The following is a 14554-nucleotide window of genomic DNA, read 5'->3' on the forward strand; positions in this document are numbered from 1 at the left end:
CGCCTCGTCGAGGCAAGGCGCCGGTCTGGCTGCCGATTCAGAGCCAGTAACGCAGGCCCAGCATCACCGATTGGGCTTCATATTCGGTGCTGACATCGCCTTGAGGCAGCCGTTCGATGTCGCCGAAGTGCGCCTCGCGCGTTCTCAGGCAGCGGTAATCCACGGACATCGACCAGTTTTCGTTCAGCTCATAACCCACCCCGGCACCCAGTTGGTAGGCCGAGACGGTGTCGCGGTGAGTACCGCCGAACTCCACGCCACCGGCTTCCAGACCGCTGACCGTGAGGGTGGCGTAACCCAGGCCGCCGCCCAGGTAAGGGGTAAACCGGTTGAAAGGCGCGGGCAGGTTCAAGACGTCGTACCAGAGGTTGACCATCAGGCTGGCCGCTTTCTCTTCGCCTTCGCCATCGATGCTCCCGCCGCCCTCATAGACCCGGTTGTTGAACTGGGTCAGGGTATTTTCGCGATAACCGAGTTCCACCTCCGGGCGCAGCCCGACCGGGAAACGCCAGCCTAACGCCAGGCCGGTGGCGTAGCCGGAATGGAGCGGCTGGTTGAATTCCATCTCGACGAAATCCAGGTTGTTCTGGTTGAGGTCCTGCGCCGATACCCAGTTCAGGCCGCCCATGAGGCTGGCGTAGGGGCCCAGCGTGTCGGCGAAGGTGGACGTCGGGGCGACAGCGCCCATGCCGATGATGCCCATCACCAGGTATTGAGTGTTTTTCAGTAAGTTCATGCTCGGTCCGAAGTGTGCCGTTATTCAAAAGATTGCGAGAGCCGGCGCGCGCGGCGCTGACGTCGCGAACAGGTCATACGAGGTGCAGATGTGCTTGCGCTTTGTCGCGCTCCGGGGCGTCGACAGCGTTGGCGCGTTGTTCGGCAAGGGCTCTGAGATTGCCCAGCGCCGTGGTCATTGCCGTCGTCAGCATTTTGCGCAGCAGGCCGCGGTACACGAAGCTCAACGGGCCGGAGATCCTGGCGCTATGGATGACCTGGGTTTCGTCCGGAGACAGCCTGCGCATCCGGTGGTCGAATTCGAGCCGTATCCAAAGCAGTCTCGCGCTGTTGCGATAGCTTTCCTGCGGTTCCACGGCCAGCAGCCTCAATGGCATTTTCAAGCCATTCCTTAGCACACACTGACCCGCGGTTCCCGCCTGGAACGGGCCCTCGAGTTGGCAATGGCTGACGTCGGTATCCCAGAGCGGGGCTTCCTGGAAATTGCTCCAGATCTTCCAGATTTCCGACGGTGGTGATTTGACTATGAGTTGAACCTTGACATCGTTCACGGCGACACCCTGTCTGTTGCGGGCACACTTGTGCCCCTGAGTTTGATCAACGCCCGGCCTCAGGCAGCAGGCGCGGCCTGGCTCAATACTTGAGCGGTGATATTGGCTTGGCCGATCTTTTCGCCCCGGTTGAACAGGTCGATATGGATACGGTTGGTCTTGAATGATTGAAGCTGCGTCCCGAGGCTCGCTTGCGGAGCGAGTGACAACGGGCTGTTCCTCGGAATTGGCCGGTCCAGGGTGAAACTCAGGGCCAGCAGGTTCATCGGGGTATTGAGCGGAATACGCAGATGACCGTGGGCAATCTGCATGTAGCACTGGCGGGCAACCTCGAGGAAATACACCATCGAGAAATGCTCGGGATCGCCCTCGTGGAAAAAATGCCCATCCGGCAGGCTGACCGTATCCACGCTCAGCCCCTGGGCGAGGCTGCTCATGGCGCTGACGATGACATTTTCCTCCCGGGCCTTGTGCAGCAGGGCCTTGTCGACGCAGCGCGCGGCCGTGAACTCAACCGCCGGCGAGGTCTCGAAGGCCGAGCTGTAGGCCATGCCCAGAACGCAGGTGCACATGACTTTTCCAGCCTGCGTGACGGTTGCCTGAAATGCCTGGCCATCGTGGCCTTGCTCCAGGCGCAGGTCGATCATGTCCTCCTTCTGGACGTATTGCTGGAACTTGATGCTGAGCGTCTTCACGTAGGCGACGCGACCATTCAGCGGGGGCATGGCCAGTTCGATCAGTTGCATCACCCCTTCGAGCAACAGGATGCCGGGGATGTGATCCAGCGGATGGTCGAAGAAATACGGGTGACCTTCGTCTACCACCAGCCGTGCCCGCAGCGAACGCGGCTCGCGCTGGATGTGGGAAATCACCACGTGTTCCGCTCGACGCTGCCAGGGCGCCGGGCGCTGGGTACGAGCCCCCCGGTGCAGGGCGAACAGCCCCTCCATGGCCCGGACTCGCACCCGCAACCCGGCCAGAACCGTGCTGGTCAGCATGTCGCTGAGTTGCAACACATCGACACCGTCATGTTGTGGCTCGCGGACGATTTCGCCGGCATGTACCGGCGTGATGACCTGCTGCAGCTCATGGGGCTCGTGGGCAAAGCGCAACGTGAACGGGTGTCTGATCGCAGGGGCGGGGCTCGCCGTCGCGGGGTTCCATTCGCGCAGTTTTTCAGTGAACAGCCACATCACAACCTTGCCGGCCTCACGCACCTCTATCACCGTGTGAACCGCGGAGTTCATCGTCACCGACAAGAGCGTTTCGATGCCGCAGGCTTCAGCCAGAAAACCGGTCATCTCCTGCAACGACCCGTCCACAGGGACGTTATCGGGCTGCAGCTCACAAACCTCTACCACCGCGTACTGGGCGCGCTCCTTGCCGGCCAATCGGCACGCTTCGTCCAGCGAAGCCGCGGCATGGGCGAGGACCGCTGCGCGAATCACCAGCAGGGGCGTGTCCGTTGAACCCGCTCGATAAGGACGCAGCGCAAGCAGCCCGAGCCCTTCACCTTGCGGCGTAGCGCTGCGGCGAGCACGATCGACCTCGATTTCGCCGCTGATGAAGCGGCCGGCTCCGAGCAGCAGCGTCGTGATGCCGTCCTCGAACCATTGCCGGGATGCCAGCAGGGTTTGCCAGAACAGCCCTGGTGAGCCGGCCAGGGTCTGATGAAAACCCTTGAAATCGAAAATCTGCGCCGGGTAGCCGGACAACATGTTCGGCAACATGGTTGCCACGTCGGTCACTTCCACGCCCGGCGGGCTGCCTTGGGCCCGTGAATAGAATTGCTCGGCACTGCTGTAGGCGTTGCTGAACCGCTCCCCGCCCATGTTGCAGCACATGACCATTGCCGTACCGGCCGATCCGGCAACGCCCGGCAGGCGCCGCAACAGGTGATTGACGCGGTCGGTGATCAACAGTTTGAAGGGATCGACGTGGGCCAGGGGCTTTGGCCCCATGCCAAAACCGTCGATATCGATGACGCGGTCCTGGGCCAGGAATCTCCCCGACAACGGCCCGGCCGAGGGCCCCTTGCCATCGACGAAACGCCCGTAAGGGAAAGTGACCGGTCGAGTAGCCGGTTGCTCAAGCCGCCGTTTGAACGAGTGCAGTGAATCGCAACCGCCCAGTGCGGCTTCCGCCTCGACTATCGCCAGGTCCAGGATCTGCACGCCTGAAGCCACCGGCGCGGGGGCAGGGGGACCATCGGGCACATATTCATCCACCACCAGATGGGCGTTGGCGCCACCGAAGCCGAAGCTGGAAATGCCTATGCGGATCGGCGACTGACGATCCTCCAGTGGCTGGACTCGCTGTGTCGCCAGGCGCAGGCAGGTGTCGTCGACTTTCAGACTGGGACGGTAGTCCGGCTGGGGTGGGATGCCCTTGTGGCGCAGGATCATCAACGCCTTGGCCAGCGAAGCGCCTCCCGCCGCAGCCAGGGGATGGCCGATAACGGACTTGATCGAACCGATGGCGATTTTTTCGTCGGCGCTGCGATGGGCAGCGAAGAAGCTGTTCAGCGAGGCCAGTTCGGTCGCATCCCCTAACGGGGTGCCGGTGCCGTGGGTTTCGATGTAATCCACGCGGCCTGGATCAAGGTCCATGTAAGCCCGTTGATAGGCGCGATACTGGGCCTGCCTGCCCGGTGCAAACACCGACCCTTCGGCACCATCGGCGGAAAGCCCCAACCCTCTCAGCACGCCCAGCGGCCGGCGTCGGGCGTTCAGGGCATCGGCCACGGGCTCGACCAGAAACGCCGTGGCGCATTCGCCCGGGACAATACCGTCGGCATCCTCGCCGAACGCCTGCATGCTGGCCCGGGCGGAAAAAGCCGTCAGTTGGGAGAAACCGAGGAACAATGCCGGGGGCAGAACGGTGTTGAGCGCCATGATGATCGCCTTGTCCGCCTGGCCACTGTTGAGCAGAGCCTTGGCCATGTCGATGGCATAGGGGAACGAACTGCAAGCGGTGTCCACCGATAAGGCCGGGCCTCCCAAGGCAAAAGCGCGCGCCAGCCCGGCCACCTGTTCACCGGGCGTGAAACCGGATGGCGTGTCGGTACCGCCGGGCACTGCCGTGGCGAAATAACTTTCATCGCTCCAGGACGTCGCGACCACCAATGCGGTTCGCTCGGTATTCAATACCGTGCCTTGCGCCGCGAGTTCGGCAAAAAGCGTCCGGAGCACGTTCTTGCCGATCGCGACCTGCCGACCTTCATGACGGGAAGGCGTCGATGGGTCATCTGAAAGGCAGAATGCGCTGTCCAGGTAGACACGATCCTTTTCGCCGGCCTTGCTCGAAAATATCGACGCCTTCTGCAACCCCCAGCGCGCCGGCATTGCCTGGATGGGCGCTATGCGGCCCTGCGAGAGCAAGTGCCAAAGTGCGTCGGTGGACGACGCCCCTGGAAATTCGCCGGCCATTGCGCTGAAGCACAACTCGCCCGCTGTCGTTACCGCGCCACTCATACCCTGTCTCCTGATTGCCAAAAAGCGGGGTGACCTGGCGATCACCCGGTGTCCATTCCATGTGCGGGCAGCGTGTGCCGTCGGGCCTCAGCCTATTCTTGCCAGAAGCGCCAGTGCGTCTTCCGGGGTACGACGCGACATCAATGCCTCACCAGCAAACTCACTGACGGGGCACTCTTGCGCCATTGATTGGCAAAGGGCTTGCCGGTCGAAACCGTTGAGTCCCAAATCGGTAAAAGGGGTGTTGACGTCCAGTGACTGCGGTGCGTCCGAAACCAGCGGTGAGAGAGCATTGAACAGCACCGCGCCGAGCTGCGTCTGCGCATCGGCGGAGCCAGGCAACGGCGCCTCGGAAGGTGCGGCAGACGGCTTCGGATCGGTTTCAAGCCTGGCCAGCAGGGCCGTAGGGGTGAGGGCGTCGAAGAGTTCCGAGGTCTGTTCTTTCTTGTCCGGGAAGTGCTGGGCCAACGACTCGAAAATATCAACCAGCCCTAGCGAGTCGATGCCCAGGCTTTCGAAACTTCGTTCGAAGTCGATTTGCTCGTTTTTGAAGCCGGTGACCGAACTGATCTCGGCGCGCAACCATTGCTCATAGCTGAGGGCGACAGGTTCCTCCGTCGAGGGGGCGGCGGCCAACACGGTCGAGTGTGCAGGCACGGGCTCCAGCGTTGCGACGCTTCTACCCGCAGCCGCCTCGATGCCATGGGCATAGACGCCTTCCAGCACCTGCTGGTGGGCATTGAAATAATGGGCGGTGACCGATTCAGCCTGTTCCAGCAGGCGCATCAGGATCGATTCCTTCGCCATGTTGGATTCGCAGAGTGAATCGATGATTTTTTCCGAGAGGGAGAAATAGCTATGGGCTATTTTCCCGTTGGACACGATGAATTCCTGCACAACTTCATTGAGTTGCAAGCGCATGAGGTTCTCCTTAACCGTAAATCGGTAGGTGTTTTAGACGAGCATCGAAAGTCGTGGGCCCGGGCAGGGCGCCGTCAAGCAATCAGTCAGTGAGCGGTTGCGACTGGCCGCTGGATTTGCACTGCCTCGCTTGTCGGGGAGGCGGTTTCCCTCGAGGCCTTGAGCAATCCGGACCTCACGCTCAGGTACGTCACGAGTGTCATCGCGTCGGCGCCCTGGAACGCGATGTACCCGTCAGGACGAATCAGCATCAGCGTGCCTTCGCTGGCGTGATAACGCTTGTGCAGCCTCCAGTCGGGGTCGAGCAATGTCGAGTGCCATGCCGGCAGTTCCGCGCTGTTGAGGGCGTCGACCACGCAGTAGGCCTTGATGCCCGGATAATCTTTTTCTACTGACTCGGCCAGTGCATAGTGGCCTGGCAAGATGGGAGAAAATTGATCCGCCGCGGTGAAGATCAACAACGTGTACGTCCCGTGGAACAGGTCGATCAAGCGCGCCGGCAGCGCCCCTTGCTGTTGCCAAAGCTCGACATCGGGTGCCAGTTGCCCCGCGCGAGGCACCGGCGGCTGGAACGCCGTCCGGGCTCCTTTCCTGGCCCAGTTGCGGCGCTGCTTTTTCGTCAGCGCCTCCTGGATGCAGTCACTTTTGGCGTAGTGGTACTGATGGCCGGAGATCATCGAGGGCAGTTTGCGCTGGACCTTGGGCCTGCTGCTCAGCAGTGGCAGGACGTTGTCTCGCAGCCACACCAGGGCCCGTTGCCTTACGGTGATCAGCCCGGTCAACCGATGCGCGGTCTTCTCGACTTCCAGGGCCACCGGATAACGTTCCTCGTTGTAGCTGTCGAGCAGTGACGGATCCGCCAGGCCTTGATCGACATAGGCGATCTTCCACGCCAGGTTGTAGGCCTCGGAAATTCCCAGGTTCATCCATTGGCCGCCGATCGGGCTGCCGATATGCGCAGAATCGCCGACCAGGAACACCGAGCCCTGCTGCAATGACTGCACCCGGCGATGCTGGAAAGAGGCAATGGTGGTGGAGGAGATGTTCGACAGGGTCATGTTCTGCCCACGTCCCTCGCACAGCCGCTGGAAGTTCTCCAGGCTCAAGGAGGGGCGCTCGCCTTCCGGTGGCAAGTCGTAGGGCATCTCGATGAACAGCCGATAACGGGATTGTGCGCTGATCGGCGCAACCGCCACGTACCCATCCTGCGCGCCAAGAAAAAAAGCGCCTTCGTCCTTGCTGCCGGACCACTCGATGTCAGCGTCGGCGAGCATGAAAAAACGATCGTAGGACGATCCCTCGAAAGTCATCTCCAGGCGTTTTCGGATGTTGCTGCGAGCACCGTCACAGGCCACTGCCCAGCGGCTGGCGCAGGATTCCTCGCGACCGTCGCCATGACGCAGCGTGACCCGTACGGACTCGGGCTGGTTCTCGATGTCCACCAGCTCGGTGTTCCATTCGACTTCCACGCCCAGCTCAGTCAATCGTTCCAGCAGGATCTTTTCCGTTTGCGGCTGCGGCAGGCTGAGGAGCATGGGATAGGTAGCATCCAGGCAGGAAAAGTTGTAATTCAGCACCCGCCGGGCGTTGGACTGCACCGAAAACTGATTGATGGTAAAACCATCGTTGATGGCCTGGTCGGCGACGCCGAGGTCGCGGAAGATTTCCAGGGTCCTGGAATGGATCGCCATCGCCTTGGTCGCGGTGGAGGGGCCGGCGTTTTTCTCGATGATGCGAAAAGCGACGCCCCATTTCTGCAACATGATCGCCAGCGACAAGCCGATAGGGCCGGCGCCTACGATCATTACCGCCGGCGCCTTGCCCGGCTGTTTGTAATGCGCGGGGACAAAAGTGCTCAGAGTATTCATCTGTCAGTACCAGTTTCTATAGAAGGGAGAGTTGGCAACGCTGAGCAGGGCCTCGTCGCCTGACGAGTCGCCATAGGCATAGATGTAGAAATCTTCAAGGTTGCCGACGCAGCCTTTGAGGCGCCTGACTTTCTCCCCATCGACACAGTTGGCTCCCGATATGCCCCCGGTCAGCTTGTTCCGGGCCGTCGCCAGGCGGGTGCCGCACACGTAGTCGAAACCAACTGCCTGCCCCCACGGGATCAGGTAGTTCTCCGGCGAATTGCTGACCAGCGCCGTGACGTGTCCCATGGATTGATGCCACTTCAGCCGACGCAGCGCTTCGGGCCTGAGCCAGAGCGGCAGCTGTTCGCTGATGAAGTACCTGGCATGTTCGCGCTCCTGCTCGACGCTCAGGCCTCCCAGATAGCAGGCGATAAACGCCAGTCGCGCCTGCATCAGCGGTGTGATTCCCAGGATCACGCTGAGCATTTTTGGCAGCAGGGGGATGATCCTGAGCCAGAAGGGCCGGGTTCCGAAGATAAAACGCATGTAGCGCCAGAAGGTATGCCTGTCGGTCAATGTGCCGTCGAAATCGAAAACGGCCAGCACCGGTCGCGTGTGATCAGCGTGCATGAATCTCTTCCTTGAGCGGGACAATCTCGATGTTCCTGGGTAGTTTGAAGGCGGAAAGGTAACGGGCGAGCAGGGTGGATACGCTGTTCTGGCTAAGGTCTGCGCTACCTTCCACAGACAAGTGCAGTACGTTGATGGCTTTATGGTCCGGGACGATGTAGGCCTTTGCCCGCACTGCACCGGGATGCTTGAGGGCAATGGACTCGATTTCTTCCAGGTCGATCATCTGCGCTTTGATTTTCGAGATGCGCAGGCGCTGGCAGCAAAAAAATACGTGCCCGTCGTCGTCCTGCCAGACCAGGTCGCCGGTGTGGAACCAGCCGTCACGGAAAAACCGGGCATTTATCTGCGGCGCATCGTCATAGCCCGGGATAACCATCGGGCCGCGTACCAGCAGCTCGCCGATACGCCCCACGGCCACGTCGCGGCCCTGACCATCGACAATTCGCAACTCGACACCACTGATCGGTTGGCCCATCGCACCGCGATGCACCTCGCCGACCGAACTCTGGACAATCACCGGCATGCTTTCCGTCAGTCCGTAGCCTTGCAATACAGGGCCGCACCCCAGCAAATCGCCAAGCTTTTGCGCTTCATCCGCCGGCAGATGGCTGCCGCCGGAATAAATCATCAGTTGCGGATGCAGCGGCAGCCGTGGGCCCTTGCGTTTGGCCAGTCGGGTATTGAAGTAGCGGATGACATCCGGCACCAGGCAGGCAAAGGACACCTTGTGCTCGGACAAGACTTGCGCCAGGTCCCTGTTGAGCAGGCTGTTGGTCATCAGCAGCGTAGCGCCGATGCTGAGCGGGAAAACCATCATCACGGACAGGCCGAAGATCGCGTACAGCGGCAGGGTTACCAAGTGGACCGACCCAAGGCCTTGAGGGTGGAACTGCTCGTGCAAGCCATCGCTTGACTGCGTCAGGTCCAGATAACGATGAGAGACAGCCAGCGGCATGCCAACGCCCCGATACGTGAACTGTACCGAAACGACCGGGTTGCCTTCAGGCAGCGACAAGGGCCAGAGCTGATGCGGAAGATCAGAGGCGGCCGTTGCGTGTTCGGGCAACGACAACGGTTGCTCATCGGCGGTGCGGACGACGAGGCAACGGACCGACTGAAAGACTTCGCGGTGTTGCTCGAACAACGAATCGGTCGTGACGGTCAATGCGGGCCCGGCGAGGCCCAGCACGTTGCTCAGTTCGTACGTCGTCAGCTTGTGGTTGAGGATGACGGGGATAGCACCATGGCCAATGATCGCCAGATAATACGCGATGAAATCCACCCCATTGGGCAAGACAAGCGCAACTTTCTCTGCGGACGACACCCCAAGGGCATGGAGCAAACCGTTGCACGCTTCGGCCTTGTTCAGCAAGTCGCGGTACGTGAAGGTTTCTTCCGCATCTAGATTCCTGATAGCGATGGCGTCGGGGTGCAAATCCGAAAAACCGACAAAGCGATGCAGGAAACCTTCTTTACAGGTAAGGCTTTTCATTCCACCAACCTCTCAATCCTTGAAGTCATGGCCAGATAAATAAGTACTGCAGAGGCAGGCTAATTTTTCAGTTGAGCTTTATGTAGTTATTGTTCCGATACCAGTCCAGCGTATCGGTCAGGGTTTCAGTAACCGGGCGGAACGCGCATTTCAGTTCACTTGAACTTTTGCTGTGGCTGAAATGAGTCCTCCCTTGTTCCTGCTCAATGAGCTTGACCGTGGAAGTACTGATAAGCACCGGCTTTTTAGTAACCCGGTAATAAATTTCATAGCCAAAAGCAATAAGACGCAGCATGAACAACGGAACAGGCCGTTCCGGTGCCTTTATCCCGCTGACGTTGGCCAGTGCCCGAAAGATAGTCTTCATGTCCATATGATTGCCGGCAGCCAGATAACGCTCTCCCGATCGGCCATGTATTATCGCCGCGATCTGATGTTCCGCCACGTCACGGGCGTCCACGACTGAAAAACTCCCGGGAAGAACCCCCGGCAACTTTTGTCCTACGAAATCCAGCAGGAACTGACCTGACGAGGTAGGACCGATGTCGCCTGGGCCAAACATCCAACCGGGCAAAACCATCGCCACGAACATGTCCGGATGCAGCGACAAGAACTCCTGAACCTTCTGTTCAGACAGGATCTTGCTCAAGTAGTAATCGTCTGCCTCGGACTCGTCGCGCGACATGGTCTCGTCGATTACCTGATCGCGGTTTCCCTTCAGGACCGCGATGGAGGAAGTGTGGACCGCACGGCGAATGCCCGCGGCATAGGCGGCCTGCAACAACCGCTCGGTGCCGGTTACATTGGTGTCGTAAAGCTTTTGCCAATGCTTTCCGCCTTTATAGCTGTCGCGAAAATAGGCCGCTGTATGAAACAAGGCATCACAGCCTTCAAGGGTATGGCTGAATGCATCAACATCAAGCATATCGCCCTGGACAAGTTCGACGGGCAAACCGCCGAACTGCTTCTTGGCTTTTTCAATGGAACGTACCAGCGCCCTTACTTTGATGTCTCGTTTTAAAAGTGCATGGACGACATTGTTCCCAAGCAGGCCTGTAGCACCTGTAACAAAGGCATATTCCATTAAAATCCAGCTCCTGTGAGATAGCCTGCTCGTGCAGCTTCGTCGCTGAACAGGCGTTGGATGACCCAACGGCGCCAGTAAAAACCATTCGGTATCTGGAAATCAAGCGGTATTTCATTATCGAGTGAAAGCCGAGGTGTCTGGGACGGGCCTGAGACGTGATGTCTCAACGAACTCGCCAGGCTGATGACGCCATTTTTCCGGCATGTGAGCGGTTTTTTCCCCAAAAGGGGCAGGGCAGTGGTCGCTCTGAATCCGTTGCATTTCGATGAAAACCGTCACCTTGCTGTCGTCCGATCCAGCCAGAAATAGGCGGCGATTACATGCCAGATTTAAAACTTTAAATGCAAAGGACGGGTACGGATGGTAAGGTGCAAACATCTGATTCACTGAACTGTTTCATCTAGTTACAAACAAACATATTGGGCCAAAGGAGCCGAGGGCGTGATTAAAAAAAGATTAGGTCGCGAGGAAAGCCAGCAAATAACACGAGACAAGTTATTTGATACCGCCACTGACCTCATGATCAAAAAAGGCTTTCACGCCGCCAGTGTCAATATTATCTCTGAAGAGGCAGGTTATTCGAAAGGTGCGTTCTTTTCCAACTTCTCAAGCAAGTCGGAACTGCTCCTGCAACTGACCCAGCGTTTCAAACGGGTTGAAATAGACCGCTTGGGCGATACGTTGGCTGCGGGTTATACCGCAGAGCAACTCGCGCACGGATTGAACGCCTACATCGATACACTTAAAAACAATACGAACTGCGCCATCCTCGACGCCGAAATGCAACTGATCGCGTTACGCGATGAAGAGTTCGCAAAGCATTACTACGATCTGCATGAAGAAAACAGCGAGGCGCTGGGCAAGCTGATCACTATCATTTTCAACCATGCCGGCAAGAAACCTCCGTTGGCGTACGCAGCACTCGCGAAGACTTTCACGGCGCTGTCGGAGGGTTTGATATTGCAAGGACATAAAGATCCAGCGGCGGAAATCAAACTGGTGCTCAATTCGCTCATTGAAACGGCGGAGCCATTGTAGGAATGCAAGCTGGTCAAGCAGTCGGCGATCAGCGTGAAGCTACCGCGCGAAGAGTTGGCAGGCCGTCTTTGCGGAGCGTCTTGAGCCAGACGGTCCGGGTTCAGGTTCCGGGGAAAGCCAGAGCTGCCGTGAGTACTGAAAAGGAGCCCGGCATGGCCGCCATGGCGAAACATGTTGTTACGCATAATGTATATTATGTTAAACGAGATGTTTACGTTCTACGTTTAGAAATCCGGATCCGCCCCCCTGCAACTAATCCCCACCGCACCGGTCTCTAACCTCGCCGAGGTTGAGTCAATTTCGCCGAACCTCACATTGAAAAGACTCCCCCGTGACTGCCCATCTGGATCGCCGCAACAACCTGTCGCTGGACAGCCTCAACTTCTTTCTCGCCGACGTGCGCGACGGTCTCGGGCCGTATCTGGCGATTTACTTGCTGGCGGTGCATCAATGGGACCCGGCGAGCATCGGCGTGGTGATGACGATTGCTGGCGTCGCGGCCCTGATCACGCAAACTCCCGCTGGAGCGCTGGTCGACAATAGCCGTGCCAAGCGCGCGCTGATTGTGATCGCCGCGCTGGTCGTGACCGCCAGTTGCCTGGTGTTGCCTTTCGTCTCGTCATTCAGCCTGGTGGCGCTTACGCAGGCCCTGAGTGCGGTGGCCGCATCGATTTTTGCCCCGGCCATTTCGGCAATTACCCTGGGCATCACCGGTCCTCGCGCTTTCACGCGGCGAACCGGGCGCAACGAAACTTTCAATCATGCCGGCAACGCCTGCGCGGCGTTGCTGGCCGGTTTGTCTGCTTACCTGTTCGGTCCGGTGGCGGTGTTTTACCTGATGGCGGTCATGGCGCTGGCAAGCGTGTGTGCCGTGGCGTTCGTCTCGGCTGAAGCCATCGACCATGATCTGGCTCGCGGTCTCGAACCTCGTGGCCCCGATCACCCTCAGCCCTCCGGGTTTGCCGTGTTGCTCAGCCACCGACCGTTGTTGATGTTTGCGGTTTGCTGCGCGCTGTTCCACCTGGCGAATGCCGCCATGCTGCCGCTGGTGAGCCAAAAGCTTGCGCAAGCCAATCTGCACATGGCCACCCCGCTCACTTCTGCCTGCATCGTCGCGGCGCAGCTGGTCATGGTGCCGATGGCGCTGTTGGCTGGCGCCAAAGCCGATCAGTGGGGGCGCAAGCCGCTGCTGTTGGCGGGTTTTCTGATCCTGCCGTTGCGTGGTCTGCTCTACACCTTGTCGGATGATCCGTACTGGTTGGTCGCGGTACAGCTGCTCGACGGTGTCGGCGCCGGTCTTTTCGGCGCGTTGTTCCCGGTTATGGTCAAGGACCTCACCCTCGGTTCTGGCCATTTCAATATCAGCCTCGGCGCACTCACAACGGTGTTTGGCCTCGGTGCGGCGTTGAGCAATGGTCTGGCGGGATTTGTGGTTGAAGCGGCGGGATACGATGCGGCATTCCTGACACTTGCCGGGGTCGCCGGAGCGGCATTTTTGCTGTTATGGGTTGGGGTTCCGGAAACCATGCAGCGTTCAGAAGGCATCAAAGTTGATCGAGTCGAGATGAGCCCAGGCGCCTAGAGCAGTCAGACCGGAGCCTTCAAATCCACGCCCAGTGCTTGGGCAAACGCCTTGACCAGCGGACTGCGCACCGTGTTGTGACGCAGGATCAGACTGAACGGGGTGACGATGTTGATCAGGTCCGGCCGTACCGCGCGAAACTCGCCCCGCGCCACTATCGGCGCGGCGTAATGCTGGGGCAGGAATCCCAGGAAACGCCCCGTTTTGATCAGCAGCGCAACGGCTTCCACCTGGGTGGCCGAGGCGGAAAAACTGTCGTAGTGAGCAAACTTCAGTTTGTCGCGATGAATCGCGTAACGATGGTTGATGCACTCGTGGGCCTTGAGCACATCCTCGCCCATGTCCGCCTCCGCCATGCTGAACAACGGGTGGCCGAGGGCGCAATAGACTTCCGAGCGTTCTTCGTACAGCTCGTAGTAGTCGAACTCCTCGCGTTTTTGATAGATCGGCACGATTCCCGCCACTAGCCGCCCCTCGACGACGCCTCTTTCAACCTCGTCGAGTTGGCTGGCCTGAAGTTGAAACCTGACCTTTGGCGATTGTTCGTTCATGCGCCTGAGCGCGGCAACTAACGGGGAGTTTTCGTCAGAGATCGTATTATCAATAACGCCCACGCCCAGGTCACCGACAAGTTCGTTTTGCGCTGAACTAAGGCGATCGCGAAAGTTGTCAACCGAGGCAAATAAATCGATTGACGCCTGATACACCAGGCGCCCCTCTTCCGTCAGGTGAAAGCCCTCGCGCCCGCGTGTGCACAGGCGCATGCCGATGCGGATCTCCAGGTCGGAAATCTGTTTGCTGATGGCAGCCAATCCCACATTCAGCTCATTTTGCGCGGCACTGAAGCCCCCTGCCTCGACCACGGCCTTGAACACTTTGAGCAGTTTGAAGTCCAGCCCGCTGAGGGCTAGCGGTGCCCGTTGCGGCGTTTTCGGCGGCGGGTTTCCGGAATTGGAAAGTGGGGTTTCCATAATGCTTATTTACCTCTGACGCCCAATTTAACAACCTGTGCCCACAACAAAAATACGCTGGCCTAATAATAATGAACACAGAAATCCAGGCTTGGCAACCGCCAATAAATCCAGAACATCAGTGCCAAGGCGCTGATCGCAAAACATTAAAAGCTGACACTTCGATCAGCACTCGCACCGATGCAACTGCCCTCTTGAAAACTGCTCTGGCCTGACTT

The 14554-nt window shown here is 59.0% G+C and carries 11 protein-coding genes; 2 read left to right on the forward strand and 9 right to left on the reverse strand.

Annotation, left to right across the window (positions count from 1 at the left end):
* Positions 1-37: 37 nt before the first annotated feature.
* From J3P89_RS12310 to J3P89_RS12345, 8 genes are all read right to left on the reverse strand, one after another.
* Entirely contained in the window at positions 38-736 is a 699-nt protein-coding gene (locus J3P89_RS12310) for an outer membrane protein (RefSeq protein WP_434697690.1), read from the reverse strand.
* 73 nt (positions 737-809) lie between these two features.
* The gene (locus J3P89_RS12315; protein WP_434697691.1) at positions 810-1286 is read right to left on the reverse strand and encodes an SRPBCC family protein; all 477 of its coding nucleotides are present in this window, start codon (positions 1284-1286) and stop codon (positions 810-812) included.
* Between the two features lie 59 nt (positions 1287-1345).
* Positions 1346-4759, reverse strand: coding sequence for a beta-ketoacyl synthase N-terminal-like domain-containing protein (locus J3P89_RS12320; protein WP_434697692.1), 3414 nt, complete (start codon positions 4757-4759; stop codon positions 1346-1348).
* Positions 4760-4846: 87 nt separating this feature from the next.
* Entirely contained in the window at positions 4847-5680 is an 834-nt protein-coding gene (locus J3P89_RS12325; protein WP_434697693.1) for an acyl carrier protein, read from the reverse strand.
* An 86-nt stretch (positions 5681-5766) separates the two neighbouring features.
* Positions 5767-7548 (reverse strand): FAD-dependent monooxygenase, encoded by a 1782-nt coding sequence (locus J3P89_RS12330; protein WP_434697694.1) that lies wholly within the window; start codon positions 7546-7548, stop codon positions 5767-5769.
* Between the two features lie 3 nt (positions 7549-7551).
* On the reverse strand, positions 7552-8163 hold the full coding sequence (locus J3P89_RS12335) for an HAD-IB family hydrolase (protein ID WP_434697695.1): 612 nt from the start codon (positions 8161-8163) through the stop codon (positions 7552-7554).
* Positions 8153-9658 carry a class I adenylate-forming enzyme family protein gene (locus tag J3P89_RS12340; protein ID WP_434697696.1) on the reverse strand — a complete coding sequence of 502 codons (1506 nt, stop codon included), beginning with the start codon at positions 9656-9658 and terminating at the stop codon, positions 8153-8155. The genes J3P89_RS12335 and J3P89_RS12340 overlap by 11 nt, the downstream gene beginning before the upstream one ends.
* A 67-nt stretch (positions 9659-9725) precedes the next feature.
* Positions 9726-10742 carry an SDR family oxidoreductase gene (locus J3P89_RS12345; RefSeq protein WP_434697697.1) on the reverse strand — a complete coding sequence of 339 codons (1017 nt, stop codon included), beginning with the start codon at positions 10740-10742 and terminating at the stop codon, positions 9726-9728.
* Positions 10743-11186: 444 nt separating this feature from the next.
* Here J3P89_RS12345 and J3P89_RS12350 point away from each other — a divergent pair, with 444 nt between their 5' ends.
* Positions 11187-11783 (forward strand): TetR/AcrR family transcriptional regulator, encoded by a 597-nt coding sequence (locus J3P89_RS12350; RefSeq protein WP_434697698.1) that lies wholly within the window; start codon positions 11187-11189, stop codon positions 11781-11783.
* Between the two features lie 331 nt (positions 11784-12114).
* Positions 12115-13365, forward strand: a complete 1251-nt coding sequence (locus tag J3P89_RS12355) for an MFS transporter (protein WP_434697699.1) — start codon at positions 12115-12117, stop codon at positions 13363-13365.
* A gap of 5 nt (positions 13366-13370) precedes the next feature.
* Here J3P89_RS12355 and J3P89_RS12360 read toward each other — a convergent pair whose 3' ends face one another.
* Positions 13371-14336, reverse strand: coding sequence for a LysR family transcriptional regulator (locus J3P89_RS12360; protein WP_434697700.1), 966 nt, complete (start codon positions 14334-14336; stop codon positions 13371-13373).
* Positions 14337-14554: the final 218 nt, after the last annotated feature.

The sequence above is a fragment of the Pseudomonas sp. Z1-14 genome (genome assembly GCF_051132005.1).
Taxonomy (GTDB): Bacteria; Pseudomonadota; Gammaproteobacteria; order Pseudomonadales; family Pseudomonadaceae; genus Aquipseudomonas.

Excerpts from the sequence above, each read along its gene's own strand:
- J3P89_RS12310 (WP_434697690.1), bottom strand. The coding sequence starts at position 736 with ATGAACTTACTGAAAAACACTCAATACCTGGTGATGGGCATCATCGGC.
- J3P89_RS12345 (WP_434697697.1), bottom strand. The coding sequence starts at position 10,742 with ATGGAATATGCCTTTGTTACAGGTGCTACAGGCCTGCTTGGGAACAAT.
- J3P89_RS12340 (WP_434697696.1), bottom strand. The coding sequence starts at position 9,658 with ATGAAAAGCCTTACCTGTAAAGAAGGTTTCCTGCATCGCTTTGTCGGT.
- J3P89_RS12335 (WP_434697695.1), bottom strand. The coding sequence starts at position 8,163 with ATGCACGCTGATCACACGCGACCGGTGCTGGCCGTTTTCGATTTCGAC.
- J3P89_RS12325 (WP_434697693.1), bottom strand. The coding sequence starts at position 5,680 with ATGCGCTTGCAACTCAATGAAGTTGTGCAGGAATTCATCGTGTCCAAC.
- J3P89_RS12360 (WP_434697700.1), bottom strand. The coding sequence starts at position 14,336 with ATGGAAACCCCACTTTCCAATTCCGGAAACCCGCCGCCGAAAACGCCG.
- J3P89_RS12330 (WP_434697694.1), bottom strand. The coding sequence starts at position 7,548 with ATGAATACTCTGAGCACTTTTGTCCCCGCGCATTACAAACAGCCGGGC.
- J3P89_RS12320 (WP_434697692.1), bottom strand. The coding sequence starts at position 4,759 with ATGAGTGGCGCGGTAACGACAGCGGGCGAGTTGTGCTTCAGCGCAATG.